The sequence below is a fragment of the Zavarzinella formosa DSM 19928 genome (assembly GCF_000255705.1).
GTDB classification, from domain to species: Bacteria; Planctomycetota; Planctomycetia; order Gemmatales; family Gemmataceae; genus Zavarzinella; species Zavarzinella formosa.
The window spans coordinates 162,777-182,980 of the sequence record NZ_JH636444.1; the positions used below are offsets into that span (position 1 = coordinate 162,777).

18 protein-coding genes are annotated in these 20,204 nt (G+C 57.8%); 5 read left to right on the plus strand and 13 right to left on the minus strand.

The annotated features are described in order from the left end of the window. Nucleotides 1-120: 120 nt before the first annotated feature. From BGIM_RS63410 to BGIM_RS58500, 6 genes are all read right to left on the minus strand, one after another. Nucleotides 121-348, minus strand: a complete 228-nt coding sequence (locus tag BGIM_RS63410; RefSeq protein ID WP_020473292.1) for a helix-turn-helix domain-containing protein — start codon at nucleotides 346-348, stop codon at nucleotides 121-123. 40 nt (nucleotides 349-388) lie between these two features. After that, nucleotides 389-1,120: a hypothetical protein gene (locus BGIM_RS0129530; RefSeq protein ID WP_020473293.1), complete on the minus strand. Its 732-nt coding sequence runs from the start codon at nucleotides 1,118-1,120 to the stop codon at nucleotides 389-391. Nucleotides 1,121-1,183: 63 nt separating this feature from the next. Further along, nucleotides 1,184-2,212 carry a tRNA preQ1(34) S-adenosylmethionine ribosyltransferase-isomerase QueA gene (gene queA / locus BGIM_RS0129535; RefSeq protein ID WP_020473294.1) on the minus strand — a complete coding sequence of 343 codons (1,029 nt, stop codon included), beginning with the start codon at nucleotides 2,210-2,212 and terminating at the stop codon, nucleotides 1,184-1,186. Nucleotides 2,213-2,279: 67 nt separating this feature from the next. Then, nucleotides 2,280-2,819 (minus strand): TlpA family protein disulfide reductase, encoded by a 540-nt coding sequence (locus tag BGIM_RS0129540; protein WP_020473295.1) that lies wholly within the window; start codon nucleotides 2,817-2,819, stop codon nucleotides 2,280-2,282. A 2-nt stretch (nucleotides 2,820-2,821) separates the two neighbouring features. Beyond that, complete coding sequence (gene mutY / locus BGIM_RS0129545) at nucleotides 2,822-3,904, minus strand: A/G-specific adenine glycosylase (protein ID WP_029630818.1); 1,083 nt, start codon at nucleotides 3,902-3,904, stop codon at nucleotides 2,822-2,824. A 45-nt stretch (nucleotides 3,905-3,949) separates the two neighbouring features. Then, nucleotides 3,950-4,675 carry an FHA domain-containing protein gene (locus BGIM_RS58500; protein WP_020473297.1) on the minus strand — a complete coding sequence of 242 codons (726 nt, stop codon included), beginning with the start codon at nucleotides 4,673-4,675 and terminating at the stop codon, nucleotides 3,950-3,952. A gap of 233 nt (nucleotides 4,676-4,908) precedes the next feature. On the opposite strand from BGIM_RS58500, the gene BGIM_RS0129555 reads away from it, so the two are divergent. The 3 genes from BGIM_RS0129555 (at nucleotide 4,909) to glgB (ending at nucleotide 9,466) form a co-directional block, all read left to right on the plus strand. After that, complete coding sequence (locus BGIM_RS0129555) at nucleotides 4,909-6,366, plus strand: ABC transporter substrate-binding protein (protein WP_020473298.1); 1,458 nt, start codon at nucleotides 4,909-4,911, stop codon at nucleotides 6,364-6,366. 139 nt (nucleotides 6,367-6,505) lie between these two features. Next, complete coding sequence (locus BGIM_RS53045) at nucleotides 6,506-7,405, plus strand: YdjY domain-containing protein (RefSeq protein ID WP_020473299.1); 900 nt, start codon at nucleotides 6,506-6,508, stop codon at nucleotides 7,403-7,405. A gap of 144 nt (nucleotides 7,406-7,549) precedes the next feature. Continuing rightward, complete coding sequence (gene glgB, locus BGIM_RS0129565) at nucleotides 7,550-9,466, plus strand: 1,4-alpha-glucan branching protein GlgB (protein WP_020473300.1); 1,917 nt, start codon at nucleotides 7,550-7,552, stop codon at nucleotides 9,464-9,466. Nucleotides 9,467-9,552: 86 nt separating this feature from the next. Here the strand turns inward: glgB and BGIM_RS0129570 are convergent, their stop codons facing one another. Genes BGIM_RS0129570 through BGIM_RS0129580 form a run of 3 tightly spaced genes read right to left on the minus strand, consistent with a single transcriptional unit; the run spans nucleotide 9,553 to nucleotide 13,172 of the window. Further along, nucleotides 9,553-10,770 (minus strand): McrC family protein, encoded by a 1,218-nt coding sequence (locus BGIM_RS0129570; RefSeq protein WP_020473301.1) that lies wholly within the window; start codon nucleotides 10,768-10,770, stop codon nucleotides 9,553-9,555. After that, nucleotides 10,767-12,014, minus strand: a complete 1,248-nt coding sequence (gene pepT, locus BGIM_RS0129575) for a peptidase T (RefSeq protein ID WP_020473302.1) — start codon at nucleotides 12,012-12,014, stop codon at nucleotides 10,767-10,769. Before pepT ends, BGIM_RS0129570 begins: the two co-directional genes overlap by 4 nt. A 36-nt stretch (nucleotides 12,015-12,050) precedes the next feature. Continuing rightward, on the minus strand, nucleotides 12,051-13,172 hold the full coding sequence (locus BGIM_RS0129580) for a patatin-like phospholipase family protein (protein WP_029630822.1): 1,122 nt from the start codon (nucleotides 13,170-13,172) through the stop codon (nucleotides 12,051-12,053). Nucleotides 13,173-13,404: 232 nt separating this feature from the next. On the opposite strand from BGIM_RS0129580, the gene BGIM_RS0129585 reads away from it, so the two are divergent. Together BGIM_RS0129585 and BGIM_RS0129590 are read left to right on the plus strand one after the other, a co-directional pair. After that, a complete protein-coding gene (locus tag BGIM_RS0129585) occupies nucleotides 13,405-14,130 on the plus strand; it encodes a response regulator transcription factor (RefSeq protein ID WP_020473304.1) in 726 nt (241 codons plus the stop codon). A 25-nt stretch (nucleotides 14,131-14,155) separates the two neighbouring features. Next, nucleotides 14,156-16,201, plus strand: coding sequence for a sensor histidine kinase (locus tag BGIM_RS0129590; RefSeq protein ID WP_020473305.1), 2,046 nt, complete (start codon nucleotides 14,156-14,158; stop codon nucleotides 16,199-16,201). Here BGIM_RS0129590 and BGIM_RS0129595 read toward each other — a convergent pair. From BGIM_RS0129595 to BGIM_RS0129610, 4 genes are all read right to left on the minus strand, one after another. Next, nucleotides 16,182-17,102 carry a glycosyltransferase family 2 protein gene (locus BGIM_RS0129595; RefSeq protein ID WP_020473306.1) on the minus strand — a complete coding sequence of 307 codons (921 nt, stop codon included), beginning with the start codon at nucleotides 17,100-17,102 and terminating at the stop codon, nucleotides 16,182-16,184. The two genes, BGIM_RS0129590 and BGIM_RS0129595, sit on opposite strands and share 20 nt — an antisense overlap. Beyond that, nucleotides 17,083-18,123 carry a glycosyltransferase family 2 protein gene (locus BGIM_RS0129600; RefSeq protein ID WP_020473307.1) on the minus strand — a complete coding sequence of 347 codons (1,041 nt, stop codon included), beginning with the start codon at nucleotides 18,121-18,123 and terminating at the stop codon, nucleotides 17,083-17,085. Before BGIM_RS0129600 ends, BGIM_RS0129595 begins: the two co-directional genes overlap by 20 nt. Before the next feature lie 84 nt (nucleotides 18,124-18,207). After that, nucleotides 18,208-18,684, minus strand: a complete 477-nt coding sequence (locus tag BGIM_RS0129605) for a hypothetical protein (RefSeq protein WP_020473308.1) — start codon at nucleotides 18,682-18,684, stop codon at nucleotides 18,208-18,210. Continuing rightward, nucleotides 18,647-20,203, minus strand: a complete 1,557-nt coding sequence (locus BGIM_RS0129610; protein ID WP_020473309.1) for a SpoVR family protein — start codon at nucleotides 20,201-20,203, stop codon at nucleotides 18,647-18,649. The genes BGIM_RS0129605 and BGIM_RS0129610 overlap by 38 nt, the downstream gene beginning before the upstream one ends. Nucleotide 20,204: the final 1 nt, after the last annotated feature.

The following is a 20,204-nucleotide window of genomic DNA, read 5'->3' on the forward strand; positions in this document are numbered from 1 at the left end:
AAAATGGCCGGCGTTTCCAAGGAGGAAATGCCGGCCATTCTTGTTGACGGGACCGACAAGTCAGAGATCAATGGATTGAAAATCAGGCAAAGTGATTTTGTGCCGATTGAGCAAAGTGAATCACAAACCCGCAAGCCCGTCCATTGTGGTGTTCAGGGCTTTGGCCATCAGGCAAAGTTTCCAAGCCCCCGGTTCCGTCCGGCCGACTTCGTATTTTCGCACATCACCCCGGCTGATGCCCGTCGCGGCCTCCATGTCCCCGTAGGACATGCCTCCGGCAAGTCTCGCGGCCCGAAGTCTGGCTCCAAGGGCTTCGCGGAACAGTTGCCGATCCGTCGGTTCGCTCACGTTCGCTCCCGTCCCTGTTTTTCGTCCCGTCTGGCCGGCATCACAAGTCAAAACGACCGTAGGCGCCGCGAGTGGCTCCCAGAATATCTTCCAGATATTCGAGCATATTGCGGGGAACATGCACCACATCCTGCGGCTGGTTGCCCCGGTCGTGGGCGGCCTCTTCTTCCGAGACCGGAGTGGTCCGGTATGGCCAGCCCCCTTTTTTCACCAACTTGGATGCGAACCGCGAGGGAACGGCTTCGCCGGCCGGTCCGCCTTTCTCCCAAGCCCGATCCGGCGGCACACATCGAAGAGTGGTCGCCACGGCAATCCGCACCACCGCCAGCGGGGGGCCGATGGGTTCGCCATGAAGGTTGATGCCGATCCGGCAGGCATGGGCGATGCAACCGGTCACCAACATCTGATCGGCATACGCCGGACAGTAGGTTTTGGCGAGCAGTCCCGCCCCGGCCCAGTCGGTCGGTCGGGTGGACAAGAACAGGGGTTGAAGCGCGGGACCGGAGAGGCCGGTCAGGGAGGAGAACTCGACCGGGGTGATGCCAAGACGTTTCGTCCAGGCACAAAGATGATGGCCCGTGAGGCTGGCATCATGGGTGATGCGCTCTCGAAAAGAGAGGCCGCCGGGGGAACCCTCCGGTTTGGAAAGAGTTTTCAGGGAATCCTGACGTTTGCGACCCGAAAGTCGGCGTTGTGTTGGTTCCATTTGTTCGTTGTAGGTCAATTGTCCTACAAAGCGATTCGATTCGCCCGATTCCAAAAAATGGATCACGAGTTTTTTCGGGGTGTTTCTCGTGAAAGTTGATTCCGAAGGGGTCAGACCTCACGGTGAAATTCACAAAATCAGCATGGCATCCCCATAGCTGAAGAACCGATATCGTTGTCGAATGGCCTCCGCGTAAGCCCGTTTCAATGTGTCTTCGCCACACAAAGCTGCGACCAGCAGGAGAAGCGTCGTCCGGGGCAAATGGAAGTTGGTGATTAGTCCGTCAATGGCCCGAAACTGATGCGGAGGGTGGATGAATATGCGAGTTTCCCCGGTCCAAGGCTGAAGTTTTCCGCTGCTGGCGGCCGATTCCAAAGCACGCGTGGCGGTGGTGCCAATGGCAATCACCCGGCCGCCGCGACTCCGGCAATGATTGATGGCGTCCACGGTTGACTCCGGGACGCTTCCCCATTCCGAGTGCATTTCGTGTTTGGTCGGGTCTTCCGTTTTGATTGGTGCGAATGTGCCAAGACCCACATGCAAAGTGACCTTTGCCTGTTCGATTCCCTTTTTCCGCAATTCTTCCAAAAGTTCCGGAGTGAAGTGCAACCCGGCCGTCGGGGCGGCCACCGATCCTTGTCGGGCGGCAAAGATCGTCTGATACCGTTCCCGGTCGTCAGGTTCGTCAACTCCCTTGCGGATGTATGGCGGCAGTGGGATATGGCCGAAGGTGTTTAACAATTCAACGGCCGGAGCAGGGGGGGATGGTTCGGCCAGCCAGCGCTCGCCCGCCCGGCCTCGCAGGATGAGTGAAAACCGGCCGGGTTCGATCACGATGGATTCGCCCGTCTCCGGTTTGCCGCGGGTTTGCGCGAGCATTTCCCAAAGACCTTCGGGGGTTTCCCGGAGAAAAAGCCCTTCCCACCGGCCGCCTGTTTTCTCGCGGCACCCGATCACTCGGGCGGGGATCACTCGCGTGTCGTTTGCCACCATAAGATCATTGGCCCGGAGAAGCAAAGGGAGATCACGAAAGGTCCGATGCTCAAACGTGGCGGCGGCCCGGTCGATGACCAGCAACCGGGAGCCATCCCGTTCCGGGCAGGGATGCTGGGCGATTAATTCGGGGGGAAGGTCGAAGTCCAGCCAGTCGGCGTTCATCGCGTCTTTGATATTTGATCCGGGTCGGGAGAGCCAGAAACGAGAGAGGAGTTGAAAGCGATTCGTCTCACTTTTTCTCAGCGGCTTGGACGAGTGTTTCCACTTCTTCCCATAGGGCCGAGAGATTTCCACCCCCCTCCCGTCGCAAACGAATCACGCCTTCGTGATCGATTAGAATATAATTCGGAAGTGATTCGATATTCCATTGCTTTCCGATCCGAGAATAGGGATCGACGATGTTGCTCCAGGGAAGCTTGTTGACTCGAAGGAATTCTTGGACAATCTGGGCGTCTTCCTGAACGACACCCACCACCACAAAAGGACGATTGGCGTAAGTTTCCAAGACCTTGCGTCGCTGTTCGGGAAAAGTCATCTTGCACGGCCCGCACCAAGTGGCCCAGAAGTCCACCAACACCACTTTGCCTTTGAAATCCGACACCCGGATGAGCTTGGAATCATGGGTGTCCCCGGAGATGTCCGGGCAAATATCGCCGACTCGTCGGCCGGGCGTTCCCGACTCGCATCCTCCCGGCAAGAGCAGCAGGGCAACCGCCATGAAGACAACCGGGCGAACGAGGCGGCGCATGATGAAATGTGGTCGTTTCATGTTTAGAACAACTCGCGTTGAAGCGGTCGGATCAGGGCTTCGGCAAGAGTGCGCTGCGATGAGCGGACCGGATACGCGGACAACTCTTCAAGCGAAACCCATCGGCCATTGTCATCATACACTGCGTCGGCCGGATTTTCCGAAAGGGTGATCTCCACGCACGTCATCTGGATACGAAAGCGAGTGACCGAATACCGCAGGGTCATGAGGACAGAACCCGTTTCGCCGGGCGGCATCTTTAATTCACCCGTCAGATCAGAAGCGACGGCGACCGGATCGGCAGGCCGGGCATATTCACGAGTCGGGAATTCCCACATCTTCGCCCACCGGCCCGTGTCGCCTCGCTGGCGCAGGAATACCCGGTTTTTCCAGCGAATCACGGCGCAGGCTTCCAGCACCTGTTCGGTGACGGTTTTCCCGGCAATCACCGGGATTTCATTTTGTAAACCATTGAGGAATGACTGACAACTCGCCCGAAGAGGACAGTTGGGGCAATCGGGTTCGCGGACGGTGCAGACGGTGGCTCCCAGCTCCATCATCGCCTGATTGAAGTCCCCGATGTGCTGGCGCGGCAGCATGTCCGTGGCGGTTTGCCAAAGCCACTTTTGCATCTCGGGCGTTGTCAGTTCCGTGCGATTGGCTCCCAGCCTCGCCAACACCCGGCGGGTATTGGCTTCCACAACGGGTAATCGGCGGTCGAAGGCTTGGGACAAAACCGCCCCGAGAATGTAACGCCCCACGCCGGGAAGATCGGCCCAGACGGCCGGATCATCGGGGATGTCATCGCCGAATTGTTCGGTCAGGATTTTGGCGGCCCGGTGCAGGTTTCTGGCGCGGGAATAATAGCCGAGCCCCTCCCAAGACTTCAGGACGACTTGCTCGTCGGCCTCGGCAAGGGATCGCAGTGTTGGAAACCGGGAGATGAACTCCGCAAATCGCGGAGTGACGGTGGCCACCGTGGTTTGTTGAAGCATCACCTCACTCACCCAGATCCGGTAGGGATCTCGGTTTTCACGCCAAGGCATGGGACGGTGATTGCTCCGGAACCAGCGGAGCAATCGACGACGATCGGCGGGAGTGATCAATGGTGCAAAAAACGGGGCGATTGATTGCCAACGATGGGAAGAGTATTAGGTTCGCGGACGACGCATGTACTTGGAAAGCAGTTCGGCGGCGGCGTTTGAACTGTCTTGGGTGTTCGCTTTCTTCTTTTCTTCCTTGGGAGCAGCCTCGGCCGGTTTGGCCCCGAGAGCCGGCATTTCCATCACCGTCGTGGAATCGGGGTTGAAAGCGCCGATGGTTGGCGTCGCCGTGGAGGGGCCGTCATCCATTCCGAGCATCATGGCGGCCAGCGAATCCTCATCTTCGCCGGATTCACCAGAGGCGACAGCCGGGGCGGGCGGCGTCGGTTGAACGGGTTCGGGCGCTTTGGGGGCCGCTTTCGGCTGGACAGGTTCGGAAGTTTTGGGAGCCAGTTTCGGGGCTTCGATCAGCGTGGCTTCGTTCAACACGGTGTCGTTGGTCGAAGGAGCCTTCTTCGGGGCCGGCTTGACAGTGACCGACACTTCGAGCCGGATCACAAACTCCAGCGGGCCGACCTTTAACTTGTCACCGTTTTGCACTTCGCGGTCCCCGCCAACTTGTTCGTCATTAACGAAGGTGCCGTTGGTGCTGCCGCAATCACGGACAAACACCTTGCCGTCTCGCTGGGCGATGCCGCAATGTTGCTTGCTCACGGCCGGGGAGGCGGGCCGAAGCTGGCATTGGGGATCCCTGCCAATGACGAAATCCGGAACGGTAATCGGAATCGATTTGCCGCTGTGTACGCCCTGAGCGACCACCAAACTCAGCTTCATAGATTCTCCCAAACGCTATTTTTGTACCAGATCCTTGGTACGGCAGTCGGACGACGTGGCACAAGAAAGAGAAGAGATTCTCAAGTGGATGGAATCCCCCAGGAGAGATACTTGTGATCGTCGATTTTTCAAATTTCAACTGCCGACAGAAAGGCAAAACAAAAACTGCTTGCTGTAATAATATACGTGTGGCGAGAGTCGTATCAGGAAATTTAACCACAGGTTTGAGGGCGATGCAACAGAATCCGCCGGAAACCAGCCGTGTTTTTGCAAGACCGCAGATCTTTGCTCCGGTCTTCATCCTGATGCTGCTTGCCTTGGGAGGTTGTGCGGATCGTCCCAGCACAATCGATGTCAGCCCCGAGCGGCCGTATGAAAATCTCACATTGAGGGTGGCTGCTTCCGATAGCTCGGATCTCCCGATTCTGCGGGATCTTGCGAGAAGTTGGGCCAACCGTCATCACGCGACGGTGATCGTTTCCGACATTTTGGATGACGAGAAGGCCGACCTGTTTTTGATCTCCCCGGCCGAGCTTCCCCGAATGGCCGAGGCCGGAAAACTCGCGGAACTTCCGGGCGAATATCTCGTCCCCACCCACCCTTATCGATGGGATGATATCTTCATCGTAAATTCATCGCGATTGTGCGGGTGGAAGAACAAAACCCATGCGGTTCCGGTGATCGGCGAAGGGATGGTGCTTGCGTATCGGACGGATCATTTCACGGGCAAAAACGGCCAGCCCGGCACGCCTCCGCGAACATGGGATGAACTTCTCCGTCAGGCGGCCGTGGCTCCGAACAAGGGCATGGCCAGTTGGCCGGCGACAGCGGAAGCCCGCGAAGCCTTGTTCTTTTCTCTCGCCGCCAGTTTCGACAAGCTCGCCATCAATCGTCTTCCCTCGGGAACGATGGTTCATGACGATTTCTTCAGTTTTCACTTTGACCCGGCCACCGGGAAATCCCGGTTGGGCGATCCGGCCTTTTTGGAGGCCGGAAAGGTGATGCAGCAACTGACCCCTCTCATGACATCGGGCGCGGACCCGGTGGAAAGTTTCAACAAACACGGGGCGACATTTGGTTTTGCGACCTTGCGGGATCTCGCGAGATTGGATTCCGAAGTGGCCGGGAGAATCGGGATTCTGCCTTTGCCAGGCGTTACCCGCACGATCGACAAAGGGGAAAGCAAACTTGTGCCGGGGGGGAATATCAACCGAGTTCCTTATTTGGGCTGGGGCGGGCGAATTGGCGTCGTCTCCGCCAAATACGACCGGCCGGATGCCGCGTGGAATTTCTGGACCGATGCCGGCATGCCCGACCATCAATCACTTGATCTGATCGCCGCCACGAATTGGGGGGCGGGACCTTACCGGGCTTCGCAAATTGAGGCCCGTGTCCGGCCGCGCTGGTTGGGATATCAACTCACGACAAGCGAGACCGACCGACTGACCGGTTCCCTCCGGGACAACCTCGGTTTGGGGGCGCAAAATTACCGGACACGATTGCGCACACCGAACGAACGAGAACTTCGCATGGTCTTGCGTCCCCACCTTGAGGGGATTATCTCCGGCAAGGAACCGGCCGATCAAGCCATCAAGGCTTCCGACGAGGAGTGGAAGGCGATCATTGGCAAGATTCCCCCGGAGCAATGGCGTGGCTGGGTCCGCAAGTCGCTCGGCCTTTCAGCCGAGTGAGTGGGCAAATTATGTTCTGAACTGGCGAGAATTGGCCGGTTTTGTGATCGGAACCCGTGAAAAGGCCCCTATTTTCGTTCGGCGCCGGGATTGCTTTTGTTAAACTTGACATAGACAACTCCAAAAGGCTTATCCCCTCATGCGATACGCGATACTGGGAATCTGTCTGGGACTGATCGGCTGCGAACCGGTCGAGAAACTCGACACGCAACGGAAACCTTCTTCCTCACCTGTTGCCGAACGCACAACGGCCCGCCGTTCAACCGAACGGGAGGGCGAGTCCGCGAAAGTGGCCGGACAGACTCCTTCTGAGACGCCCAAAGCGTCCGCGGAAGAGGTTCCCGAACAGAAACAAATCACCGTGGAAAAGCCGGCGTCCACGGAAGAGGAGAAGAAAGAAGACCCGCCGGAGCAGGCCCCCCCGATTCCTGAGTCATTCAAACCGCTGAACAAGGCGAAAAACCTGTTCTTTGAAAAAGCGGGCGATGTGCGCCGGGTTCATCTGATGGCCGAGATCTGTTTGCGGGAAGGTCCGTTGGAAGTGCTGTTGTGCAAGTTGAACACCAAGGAACACGAATCGATTCTGCATGTGGACGCCGACGCCCGAGAGATTCACTTTGCCTTGATCGCCGCCGGGGCCCAACCCGGAACACCGGTGAAATTTGTGCCGAAGTATGAGGGGGCCACCGGGACAAAAATCAAAGTGACCCTGACCTATTGTGAAAAAGGCAAGGTGAAGACGGGGACCGCCCAAGAATGGATCAAGGATAAAAAGACGGGGAAGGATATGCCTCATGACTGGGTATTTGCCGGGAGCAAGTTCTTCAGAGATCCCGAACGGGCGAATGCCCCGCCATACTACATGGCCAACAACGGGGAGATCATCAGTCTCGCGAATTTCCCGGACTCGATGATGGATCTGCCGGTGAAAAGCCCCAAGGAAGCCCTTGATCTGATTTACGAGATCAACACACCGAAAATTCCGCCTCTGAAAACCCCGGTGCTCATCACATTCGAGCCGGTATTGGAAAAAAAGTAACCGCGACAATCAGCGGAGATTGCGGTTGGAACGACGGGAATTCGATAATTCCCGCCGAAGATGTCGTCGGGGCGGGTGATTCCGTTCGGTCTGATTCTATAATCAGGTCGAACGGAAGTGCTTGTCTGCCTTGGTGATACCCCCATGAAGAATGCCCTTTCCCAATCCCTTTTGGAAGACAAAGCCCGGTTGGGCGAGCAGGATGCCTACCTCTTCAACGAGGGTTCCCACTATCGGCTCTTCGACAAACTCGGCGCCCATTACTGCTCACGGGACGGCGTTCTCGGAACACAGTTCGCGGTTTGGGCGCCGGCTGCCGAGCAAGTGACGGTCTTCGGTGATTTCAACGGATGGGACAAGTCAGTCACCCCGCTTGCCGCCCAAGGTAGTTCAGGGATTTGGATGGCCTTTGTGCCCGGAATTTTGCCGGGCACGGTCTACAAGTACCATCTTCTTTGTCCCGGTGGCTACCGGGTGGACAAAGCCGACCCTTTCGCTTTTTACAGCGAGGAACCACCCAAAACCGCCTCGGTGGTGGCCAATCTTGGCGAGTATCAATGGGAAGACGGGGAGTGGATGGCGAATCGCTATCGCTTCAACGGAATCCGCCATCCGATCTCGATTTACGAAGTGCATCTCGGCTCTTGGATGCGGGATCTAGACGGGAATTTTCTCACCTATCGGGAATTGGCCCACAAACTCGCCGATCACATGAGGCTCACCGGCTTCACCCATGTGGAGCTGATGCCGATCACCGAGCATCCCTTCTATGGCTCTTGGGGCTATCAATCCACCGGGTTCTTTTCCCCGACCAGTCGCTATGGAACGCCGCAAGATTTGATGTATTTCGTCGATTACCTGCATCAGCGGGGCATCGGCGTGATCCTCGACTGGGTTCCCTCGCACTTCCCGTCCGACGAACACGGGTTGATGTATTTCGACGGCACCCACCTTTTTGAACATGCCGACCCCCGGCAGGGCTTCCACCCTGATTGGGGAAGCGCCATCTTCAATTATGGTCGCCATGAAGTCCGGTCGTTCCTCCTGTCGAGCGCGCTGTTCTGGTTGGAAAAATATCACATTGACGGCCTGCGGGTCGATGCCGTCGCCAGCATGTTGTACCTCGACTATTCCCGCAAAGCAGGCGAGTGGATTCCGAACATTTACGGCGGGAACGAGAACCTGGAGGCCGTCGATTTCATCCGGCGGTTCAACGAGACCGTCTACCGGGAATTCCCGGATGTGCAGACCATCGCGGAAGAATCCACCGCCTGGTCGTCAGTATCCCGTCCCACGGATGTCGGGGGATTGGGTTTCGGGATGAAGTGGGACATGGGGTGGATGCACGACACCCTGAAATACATGGCCCGCGACCCGATCTACCGGGGCCATCATCACGGGGAACTGACGTTCCGAATGGTGTATGCGTTCAGCGAGAACTTCGTGTTGCCGTTGTCACATGACGAAGTCGTCCACGGCAAAGGCTCGATGGTTGAAAAGATGCCGGGAGACGACTGGCAGAAATTTGCCAACCTGCGGCTCCTCTACGGTTACATGTTCGGCCAGCCCGGCAAAAAACTGCTCTTCCAAGGTTGCGAGTGGGGCCAGTGGCGGGAATGGCAGCACGACACGTCCCTTGACTGGCATCAGCGCCAGTTCCCGCCGCACGCGGGCATGGAACGATGGATCACCGACCTCAACACCACCTACCGGGCCGAGCCGGCCTTGCATAACGGCGATTGCCGGGCGGGCGGATTCGAGTGGGTTGATTGCGATGATGCCCCGTCATCGACGCTCAGTTTCCTGCGAATCGGCGACGATGGCCGGTTCATCTTGGTGATTTGCAATTTCACCCCGGTTCCTCGCGAGAACTATCGCGTCGGCGTGCCGCACGGCGATTTCTGGCGAGAACTTCTCAACAGCGATGCCACCGTTTATTGGGGCAGCGGTATCGGCAACGCCGGTGGCGTTCTCGCCGAGGCCGAACCGTGGCACGGCCGGCCGTATTCACTGACGCTGACCATCCCGCCGTTGGGAGTGTTGTTCTTTAAGGGAACATGATCGCACGCTGTTGCCACCCCGAAACGAGCCGGATTCCTTGGGGTGTCCGGCTTGTAACGGGTACATTCAAGCCAAGTCCCGACGCCTCATTCCCGACCGGGTGGAGAATCAGTTTTTATTCGACGGTGAATCTCGTGAGCCAGTCTGTTCAATGAATCGCGGCATTCGCCGCAGGTTCCTGTAACTTGGATTTGTTGGAGGATCAACACCCCGCCTCCGTTGATCGCAAACTCGTTGAAATCATGACGTGTTCCCGGATAGACCAGCATGCCAAACGGGCTTTTGGTCACATGCAGATAGGCGATGATTTGCTGAAGGTCATCTGCCGCCGGGGCGCCGACGAATGTCTTCCACTTGGTGTCGAGAACCAGCCACGGTTGTCCGGCGTTGGTGATTAACACGTCCGGACGTGCGGTCAATTCCGCCGGTCGGTGCGACGCTTCAGCGATCACAATAGATCGTTGCGATTGGACATCGAATTCACGCAGGCTCCGCATCAAGCCGTCGGCGACGTAACGTTCAAATACCAAATGGAGATCCAGCATTTGCAGCGAAGTGTGGTGCTTGTCGGAGGTTTCTCGCGGATCGAACCCTTCCCAAATCAGACGGGCAAGGTCAATAAGCTCCTTTTCAGAAGCATCTGGCGAAGCCCGATCCAATTCGTCGAAGGCTCTTCGTAAATCAAGTCCCTCGGCGGAGACACCAGCGTATGAAGTGATTGCATCCGACAGACAACCACCCGCTTCAGTGCTCGCGGAAAACCGATCCGCAATTTGTGCCGCAAGGGCCTTGGGAATCTGATTGACCAAGATGTCGCGAGTGAGGCAATCATGTTCGATGTGAAAGGCGCTGGCTGCCGGGTGATGCTCTCGCAGTTGGGCGGGAATATCCAGCTTTCCCCGTAAAAATGCTGATTCTTCGCTGATGGCCGAGTAACCTTGCCGCAATCCGCGTCGTGCATGGGCGACCATCAGACGGCCCAGGCGAACCGCCAGCAATCCCAAAAATGATTCTTCGGGTCTGTGTTCCGGCTCCGCTCCGTGGGAATGAATCGGCGAGTCGGGATCAATCATCGCCAGCAGATTCACGTCACGGATTTTCGGCTCGACGAGCACTTTCAGCGATGGACTTTCCCAAACGCCGATCCGGCCACCGGCGATAATCCGAAATTTCCCCGGAGTGATCATTGGCCGGAATTCAAATAAGGAGTTGGGTAAGCCGATCAACTCTGTGACGGCTTCCGGCGACAACTCCGCTTCCACGGAGCGATCTTCCGTCACGCGAATGATCTGAGGCTGGTTCAAGCCTTTTCCTGACCCCAAAGTTGGGCAAGTTCGACCAGTACTTTCACGGCCGATTCCATTTCCTCCAAACACGTCCACTCCAGCGGGGAATGGGGATTATGCTCTCCGGTGGAGAGATTCGGTGTCGGCAATCCCTTGGCGGTCAACATGCTGCCGTCCGTGCCGCCGCGGATGATGCCCACCTTCGGATTCAGGCCGGCTCGCTTGGTGGCTTCCACGGCCAGTTTCATCGCCCGTGGTTCGTTCTGCATGCCGTCGGCCATGTTCCGATATTGTTCGTTGATGCGGACCTCGATCTTGGCGTCCGCGTATTCGGCGGTGATCGTCTTGGCGACCGAACGCAACACATCGGCGTATTCAGTGAGTTTGGCAGTGATGAAATCACGCACCAGGTAAGTGATGGTTACCTCGGCCACCGCTCCGTCGATGCGGTAGGGGTGCAAAAATCCCTGCCGGCCCTCGGAGGTTTCCGGCGTGAGTGATGTTCGCGGCAACCGTTCGATAAACAAACCCGCAAGGCGAATCGCGTTTGTCATCCGGCCTTTGGCGATGGAGGGGTGGATATTCTTGCCGCGAATGACGACGGTTGCCTTGTCCCCGGAAAATGTCTCCCCTTCGATCTCCGAATGGGCCGCTCCGTCCAGCGTGTACCCGACGACGGCCCCGAGTTTTTTCACATCGACATGATCGACCCCGTGGCCGATTTCTTCGTCGCAAGTGAAACAGATTTTCACGGGGCCGTGCGGGATCGACGGGTTCTTGAGAAGATGCTGCACCGTCTCCATAATGACGGCCACCCCGGCTTTGTTGTCGGCTCCAAGGAGGGTCGTGCCGTCCGTGGTGATGACAGTTTTGCCGACACAATTGGCCAGTTCCGGCGACTCGCTCACTTTGATGACCCGGTTCGGATCGGCCGGGAGAACGATGTCCTTGCCGTCGTAATTCGGGTGAAGCACCGGCTTCACGTTCTTGCCGGAGGTTTCCGGGGACGTGTCCATGTGGGCAAACCAGGCGATCACCGGCGTGGCATGTTGGACGGTGGAGGGCAGGGTGGCGGTCACGATGCCGAACTCGTCGAGCGTCGCGTCTTTCAACCCGAATTCCTTCAACTCGCCAAGCAGCAATTTGCCAAGATCCCACTGGCCGGGGGAACTCGGGTAAGTCGTCGATCCCTCGGCGGCTTCCGTGTGAATCCGAACATATCGGCAAAAACGATCCAGAAGCGTCGGCGTGGACACCGGCATGACTTTCGGCCCCTTCTTTCATGGTTTGCCGATGTTTTACGGGTTCTTTGCTTGGAAATCCAAGAACTCCCTCATGGCGCATCGGCCAGAATTGACCAAGGCGTTCAAATGTTCCTGCGGCGGGTCGAAGTCCAGATAACCAATCCCCTGTGTGCCGATGCGGCAGACGAGTTTCTTTTCCTTGTCGGCCGGGGCGTATTGTCGCAGGGCCTCGCGGTCCCAAGTGTCCATGAGCGTGTCAAGCAGTTGGGAGGCCAGACGGACGACCGGCATGTGTTCCACCAAGAAGGTCGATTCCGTGAGGTCGGGAAGATCGGGCATTTTCTTGCGGCCATCAAGCATGAATCCAACCGGCTTGACATTCTCCCCCTCCAAAGGGCCGAGTTCGCCATCCTTGGCCGAGTGCTTGGGTTCCAGCAAATATCGAATCGGGAAATTGGAGAGCAAACCGCCATCCACCACCTGATGACCGGCGATGTCTTGTTCCAGGTAAGCGCCCCAGGAAGTTTTCCATTTAACTTCCTTCCAGACGAAAGGAATGCCCATCGACATGCGAATAGCTTCGATCAGCGGAAGTTTCGGCGAGGTCCGCTCGTTGAGGAGCAGCACCCGTTGATCGGTGATGTCGGCGGCGATCAGGCTCAGTTGTTGCGGCCGGACTTTGTTGATCGCCCGATGAAAATCCGCGAGGGTGATCGTTGGGTCGAATTTCTTTTCGGCCAGCATGTCGCTCATCCAAGTTCGGAAGGCCGTGTCGTCGCAAACCGCCCCGCCGAGGACCAGACTCAGTGACTTACCGCCCCAAGTCGTCCCATTTTCGGCGTTCACGCCGGGGACCAGTTTGGAGATTCGCCGAAGCGTGTTGTCGGCCGTCGTGGTGAGCGGTTTCCAAAGGATTTCCGGGATTTCCGCCGGACGATAAGCGGCTTCCAGAAATGAGGCGAAAATGAGTTTGCCATCTGCGCGAGCAGAGATCCGCTCTTGCATTTCCTTGGGCGAATACCCGGCGGCCCAGGCGGTGGCGAAGATGGCCCCGGCTGACGTGCCAATCAATCGCCGGGTTAAATGCTTCGCCTCCGTGAGAGTGGCCAAAGCTCCCACAAAGCCGACACCTTTGATTCCCCCGCCCCGGAACACAACATCGAAGGTTTGCGGCATGACACAATCCGAGTGTGAAGACGTGCTGTCAATAAGTTTGGGCATTTTCCGGCAAAAACATTGCAACGAAAAGGCCCTCTCGGGCGTTACTTGAACGTTACACCACGGACGGCAATAGTCGTTAAAATCGTGGAGTCAGCCGATTTTGAACCAAAATTCACGCGAACCGGGTGTCTGTCTCGTCTCACTTTCACATGCGTCGCGTCGGATGTTGGGGCGATGAGGGGATGTCATGCACAAGGGTCGTGTCGTCGTTGTGGAAGATGAACCCGCCATTCGCCGGGGCGTGTCTGACGCCCTTCGCCTCAGCGGGTATGATGTCTCCGAGGCGGCCGACGGGGCCGCCGGGTCCATCGCCGCTTCCCAGCCTCATGTTGATTTGGTTTTGCTGGATGTGATGCTGCCTCGCAAGGACGGTCTTCAAGTGCTGGCCGATCTCCGCAAAGCCCATCCGCTACGGCCGGTGATCATGCTGACGGCCCGCGGATCCGAAGAAGACCGTGTCCGGGGATTGCAACTTGGGGCCGACGATTACGTGGTGAAACCTTTTTCAGCCCGTGAACTCATCGCCCGCGTCGAGGCGGTTCTGCGGCGATCCGGGCCGTTGCCCGTGCAAATCACGACGATTCAATTTGGTCTTGGAACCATCGACATCCCAAGGCGGGAAGTTCGTTGGGGAGCCAATCACCGGGCCGAACTCTCCGAGACGGAAACCAGTCTGCTACACTATTTGATGTCACACCGGGAACGGGCCGTGACCCGTGAGGAACTGCTCGAACGGGTCTGGGGCATTACTTCCGAAGGATTGGAAACCCGCACGGTGGACATGCACGTTGCCCGGCTGAGGGCCAAACTCAAGGATGTCGCCGGCTCGAACGAGCAGGAGGCGATTCTCACCGTCAGAGCCCGCGGCTACATGGCCGGACCCGCGTTGCTCGTTCTCACCCAAGCCGGGTGATTTTCCTTCCGGAAGTCGGCAGCATATGTGGCATCGCGGCAAGTTCCGGGCCTTCCTGTCCTTCGGGGTCATCTCTCTGTTGATCCTTGGCGGATTGACTTGGGCCACATTGGCGGCCGTTCGAGCCGAGCGGACCCACCGGGACGATCAACTCACCGCCCGTCGAAACGAGGCGCATTTCCAAGCCAGCAAGGAACGGGCCGACCTGATGCGTCAGGCCCTGTGGCGACTGGATGCCCGGCTGGCCCCGGCTCTTGCCCGCGAGGAATCGCGGCCTTATCCCCATTACATTGCCCTGCATTCGCCGTTCCCCGCCCTCACTTCGAAAGGCGTGGCTTGCGTGCCCGGCTCGGTGTATTTGCCTTCGCCGCTGCTGACCGCCGAACTCCCCGAGTGGATGAGCCTCCATTTTCAAATCGATTCGGGCAACGGTTGGGTGTCCCCGCAGGTGGTTCCCGCCGACCTTCAGCAACTGTTGCGAAAGCAGCCCATTGAACTGGCGCTCAACAACGTCACGGACGAACGCGCTCGCCTGTTGGAGACCCTGAAGACAAGATACCCCATCGAAACAGTTCTGGGACGTTTTCGGGAGCTTGGAGTCACGGCCACGGAATCCCCGAGTGATGTCAAGCGATGGGCTGAAATGAATGAACTCTTGCAAGCCACCCGGCCGGCACGCGGGAATATCTCCCGAGGCGGCAACAGCGGCAATGAAAAAAACAACGACAAAAATCCTGAAGCCAACCCAATTCAACAAAACCTTAATTTCAACAACGGACTGAACATAACCAACAACCCCAATTATTTTGGAAACACGGCCACGCCGCAACAATTGGATTATGTAAACCGGATGTCTGTGATTGACCGGGCCAGACGCGAGGGCCAATGGGCTTATATTTTTGATGACAACCGGGCCAATGGCGGGCTGACCCAGACATTTCCGGGGAAGACAGGCATCTCGCTGCAAACGGTGGAAGTGCAACTCGGGCAACTTCGCCCGGTCTGGTTGCCGAACTCCGACAAGCCGGAACACTTGATTTTGATTCGTGGCGCCACCGTCAGCGGCCGGGCTGTTTATCAAGGAATTTTGATTGATTGGAGCTCGCTTCAAGGGCTGATTCTTGAAGAAATCTCCGACCTGTTCCCGGAGGCCACTTTCAAAGCCATTCCGGCGGGCGAACCCGTCCACCCGGATCGGACGATGACCGCGCTGCCCGTCGAATTTGAGCCGAATCTGCCGGAATTTTTGGCCGATGGTGGCGACGACGAACTGCCCGGCGGGCCGTCTGCGTTGCGTTTGGGTTTGGGAGTCGCCTGGGGGGCGGCCATCATCGCCTTGCTGGCCATCGCCATTGGCGGATGGCTGCTGCTGGATCTCTCGGATCGTCGCATCCGATTCGTCTCGGCGGTCACTCATGAACTGCGAACCCCGATGACCACCTTGCGGTTGTATCTCGATTTGCTGTCCAGCGGCATGGTGACGGAGGAAAAGCAGAAGGCTGAATATCTGACCACTCTGAACGCCGAGTCTGATCGGTTGCATCGGTTGATCGTCAATGTGCTGGACTTTGCCAGACTGGAAAAATCACGGCCGCAGGTGAGCCGCCGGGAAATGTTCGTGGCCGACTTGGTCGCCCAAATGGAACGCAATTGGGCCGAGCGATGTGTCGCCGCCGGGAAACAGTTGGTGATCGTGAATCACGTTCCTTCGGATGCTTGCTTGAAAACCGATGCTCAATTGTTGGAGCAGATCATTGGGAATCTGATCGACAATGCCCAGAAGTATTCTCGAGATGCCTCCGATCCCCGGATCATCCTAAGAACGGAACTCGCCGAGAAGTTTGTTCACTTTGACGTTGAAGACCGGGGGCCGGGAGTTGGCAAACGGCATCGGCGAAGCGTGTTCCGGCCCTTCCGACGGGGGGAGGACACCGATCATAAAGCAGGCGGCGTGGGATTGGGACTGGCCTTGGCGACCCGTTGGGCCAGCCTGATCGGCGGCCGCCTATCCCTTCAAGCCGCGGAGGGCGGGGTGGGGGCCTGTTTCCGCGTCAGTGTCCCGCGATTTTGATCGCCCGGCGATGACGGAAATGAGCCGGCAGTTCAGCCAGCGCCCGCAGTCGGCCGAATGCGAACGGCCAGAATGTTCCCTCCCGAATTCTTCGGAGAGATTTGCCCATCAAGACGGCCGCATGACGAGGCAATGATCGCCGCAAGTTCGGCACATTGCGCCAGAACACACGCTCTTCATTTCGGGATTGCTGCTCAAAAAGCCGCCGACGCTTGCGATGCGACGACCCCACCTGATGCCAGACGACGGAGGCGGGTTCGCACACCGTGCGATATCCGGCGTGGCAGATTCGCCACGACAAGTCCACATCCTCGAAATAGGCCCCGAAGTGACTCGGATATCCGCCGATTCGTAGCAACAGTTCCCGGCGATAAAACGCGCTGGAACCGCTGGCCCCGAAGACTTCCGAGACCACGGCATGTCGGCCGTCAAACAATTCTCGATGTCCCCGCTTGCGGGCGAATCCCCCCAAGTCGTATTCATCGCCGGCGCTGTCGATGGTCGGCGGGGTGTCGCTACGGGGACCGATCAACACAAGCGGGGCAACGCTTCCAATTTGTGGGTTGGCAAATTGTCGCAGGGCCGATTCGGCCCAATGAGCGGTCACTTGAGTGTCGTCGTTGAGAAGTTCCACGACCTCCCCGGTCGCGGTCATGATTCCGTGGTTCGCGGCCTGGCAGAAGCCAAGAGGCTTGGGGTGCCGGAGAATTTTCACACCGGCAAACAGGGCGGCCGTCCGGGAGATGATCTCCCCGGTTGAACCATCATCCACGACGATGATTTCGGTCTCCGCCGGAGCGTGGGCTTGAAGGCTCTTGAGGCAAAGTTCGAGCAGATCAGGTCGTGAGTGCGAGGGAATCACCACCGACAATCGCAGAGAATCATCTTTGAGGGGATTCATTGGCGAAGACTCCCTGAAGCGTGTCGGCCGTCGCTTCCACCCGGCCAAGGGCGGCGCACACATCGTCCCGCCACCAATCGGCGGCCAGCCGCCGGATTTCCCGGTGCGCGTTGGTTGGTTTGCCGGACAATCCCGCGAGCATCCCCCGGAGAACGGCTTCCAGCCAGACGATTCCCGCAAGGGTTTTCGCGTGCCGACGATTCCAATATTTGAACGCAAAGTTTAGCAGCGCGTGCCGGGTCATCAATCGAAGCGGGGCGGGCACCGGCCGGGTATGCAGCGGGTGGAGGTGTTTCAACGTGAGCGAGGGTTCGTGCGTCACTTCCCAGCCGTGTTCGCGGGCTCGTGTGCAGAAATCCGCGTCTTCGTAATAGAGGAAAAAGCTCGGGTCGAATCCGTTGAGATTTTGCCAGCAATCACGACGGATCAACATGCCGCACCCGGTCACCCAATCCACGGAGGTTCGTTCCCCGCCCGAGGTTTGGTGCCGACATTTGCGAATGCGTCGAGGCAGGAACAATCCACCCAAGGTGCGGTGAAACGTCGGGATCGGCCCGCTGGAAGCCTGCGGGGAGCCGTCCGCGTGGAGGAGGCCCAACCCCACGACACCGGTGCGGGGGGAATCATCTGAAATGGTTCGGCACAAGCCCGAAAGACTGTCAAGGAATCCGGTCGGCAGGGAGGTGTCCGGGTTGAGCAGGAGAATCCATTCGCCTGTTGTTCGCAACGCGGCCTCGTTGACGGCGCGGGCAAAGCCGAGATTGTTGCGAAAACGGTGGACCAGGCAACCGCCCAGTTCGGCCAGTTCATCGACCACCGGGGAATCCGGCGATCCATTGTCGATGATGATGAGTTCCGCCAGCCCGGTGGTGTGTGAGATTGATTCGGTCAGTTGCCGGGCGAGGCCGAGGGTGTTTTCCCATTGGCAAAAATTGACAATCACCACGGAGACAAGGGGGGTGAGAACCTCCCGGTCCGTGGATGAGCGATGACGTCGATTCAGAGCAGTGACAACAGACATCGGGATCCTTCCCGTGGTTCCCCGTCCTTGGGGCATGCGCGCGATGGGAGTATGACATGCCGGCAAGAATCCCGCAAGACGAGGTTATTCGTCCGTCAGGTCGTGAAGCAATTTGTCAAGGGCGTCGTAGGTCAGCGTGAAGGGAATTTGTTCCCGTTTGTTGGTTCCGGCATCAGATTGAAACCGTTCCAACGTGATCGAGTCCCCGCCTTCCATCAGAAGCTCGTAATACTGACGGGTCGTGCCTCGCACTGTTGGTTGGGACGAGCGAAGTTGGGCAACCTGACGGCCTTGGTCGACTTCGACAAGACGGATGGATTCCAACATGCCCGTCAACCGTCCGGCGATGGTGGCCGCCCGGATGTTGAGCGGGGTGTTCGGGGTTCCGGCGGTGCGGTCAAGCCGCAGGTTGCGGAAACGCCCGCCGATGCCGTCCAAGCTCTCGGAATCGGCGGTCAGAGTCCACGTGGATTGACCGGCCTCGAAGGAGACACGGCCGTTGTTGGCTTTCAAATTTGTTCCATCAGCGAGTTTTCGCTGGAGTGTTTCGGCGGTTTTCATCGGATTCTCCGATCGTTTGTGCGGTGTGGTCGGTTCCGTCAAAGCTCAAGAGGGTCGGCTTGTCGTCAATCATCGTTTCCAAGTGAACGGGACGGCTCCACATCTTTTGAAGGTGGACAAGCGTGTCCCGCGCATGGTTCAACTTCAGGTCGATCCCGTTGTGCCCATGCTTTAATAATAACTCCCCACGATTCCGGTGGTTGCCGTTCAGCACGTAAATAAACGGTTTTCCAAAGTTCGTCAGGCTGAACAAAAGACGTTGTTTCACCATCTGAAACTCGCGGGACTCGATCACAAACTGTCCCTGCTGGTTCTGGTAATTGAACGAGAACAGCTTGTGTCGGACACAAAACTCGGGCGTCAGGAAGGTGTCGATGAAGGTGATGTCGTTATGAACACGACGAACCTCAAAGATCTTTTCGCGACCAATCCCCAGCTTCTTGTTCCAAGCCCGGCGGGTGTCGAGATCATCGCAATCGTCGTATTCCGGGCCGAATTGTCCCCGGTTCCAGCGTTCCTCCACATCCCGCAGGAGTTCGATGCCCACCTTGTAGGGGTTCAGTCGTTTGCCGCTGGTGGCCATTGTGCCGGAATGATGGTCGGCGTAGTCGATCAACTCGGCCGGTTCGAGGGCCTTTTGGGTCATGATCGTGCTGTGCCAGAAACTCGCCCAACCCTCGTTCAAAATCTTCGTCTGCGCCTGCGGATAAAAGTAGTACGCCTCGTCTCGGATGATCGAAAGGATGTCCCGCTGCCAGGGCTTGAGCGGGGCGTGTTCGATCATAAAGAGGAGAACGTCTTTTTCCGGTTCCTCCGGGAAGCCGCGATCCGGCTTGCTATCCCGTTTGTGCCGGGCAGTTTCCTCGTCCTGCCTCATCCGCTCGGGAGGATTGATGTAATCCTCCATGTAGTCTTTGCTCTTGAAGCGATTGGCGTGCGGGTCTTCCTCGCCTGATTGCTCATTGAAATCGTACCGGGAATGTTCGCCACGGCGTCGGATGGCGACGGAATGGATGTCGATCAAGTCGTCCACGGACATGCAGCGGTCGAGAAACGCCTCGACTTCGTCTTCGCCGAACCGTTCCGCGTATCCACGGATTCTGGCGCCGTGGTTGGCGATCTCATCCATCATCTTGCGGTTGGTGTGCGAAAAATACGCATTGTTCTTGAAGAAATCGCAGTGGCCGTACACGTGGGCCATCACGAGTTTCTGATCGACGGTGTGGTTGCACCGCATCAAGTAGGCGTAACACGGGTCATTGTTGATGACCATCTCGTAAATCTTGGAGAGGCCGTAATCGTAGCCTTTCTTGAGTTCCTCGTAGGACATCCCGAACGACCAATGCGGATACCGTGTGGGGAATCCCCCATAGGCGGCGATTTCGTTCAGGTCGTCCGCATCGACGACCTCAAAGATCGTCTCGTAGAAATCGAGGCCGTATTCACGGGCATACCCCTCAATCTCGTCCTTGAGGATGCGAAGGTGGGGGGGAAGGTTGGTGTGGTAAAACGTGTTCATG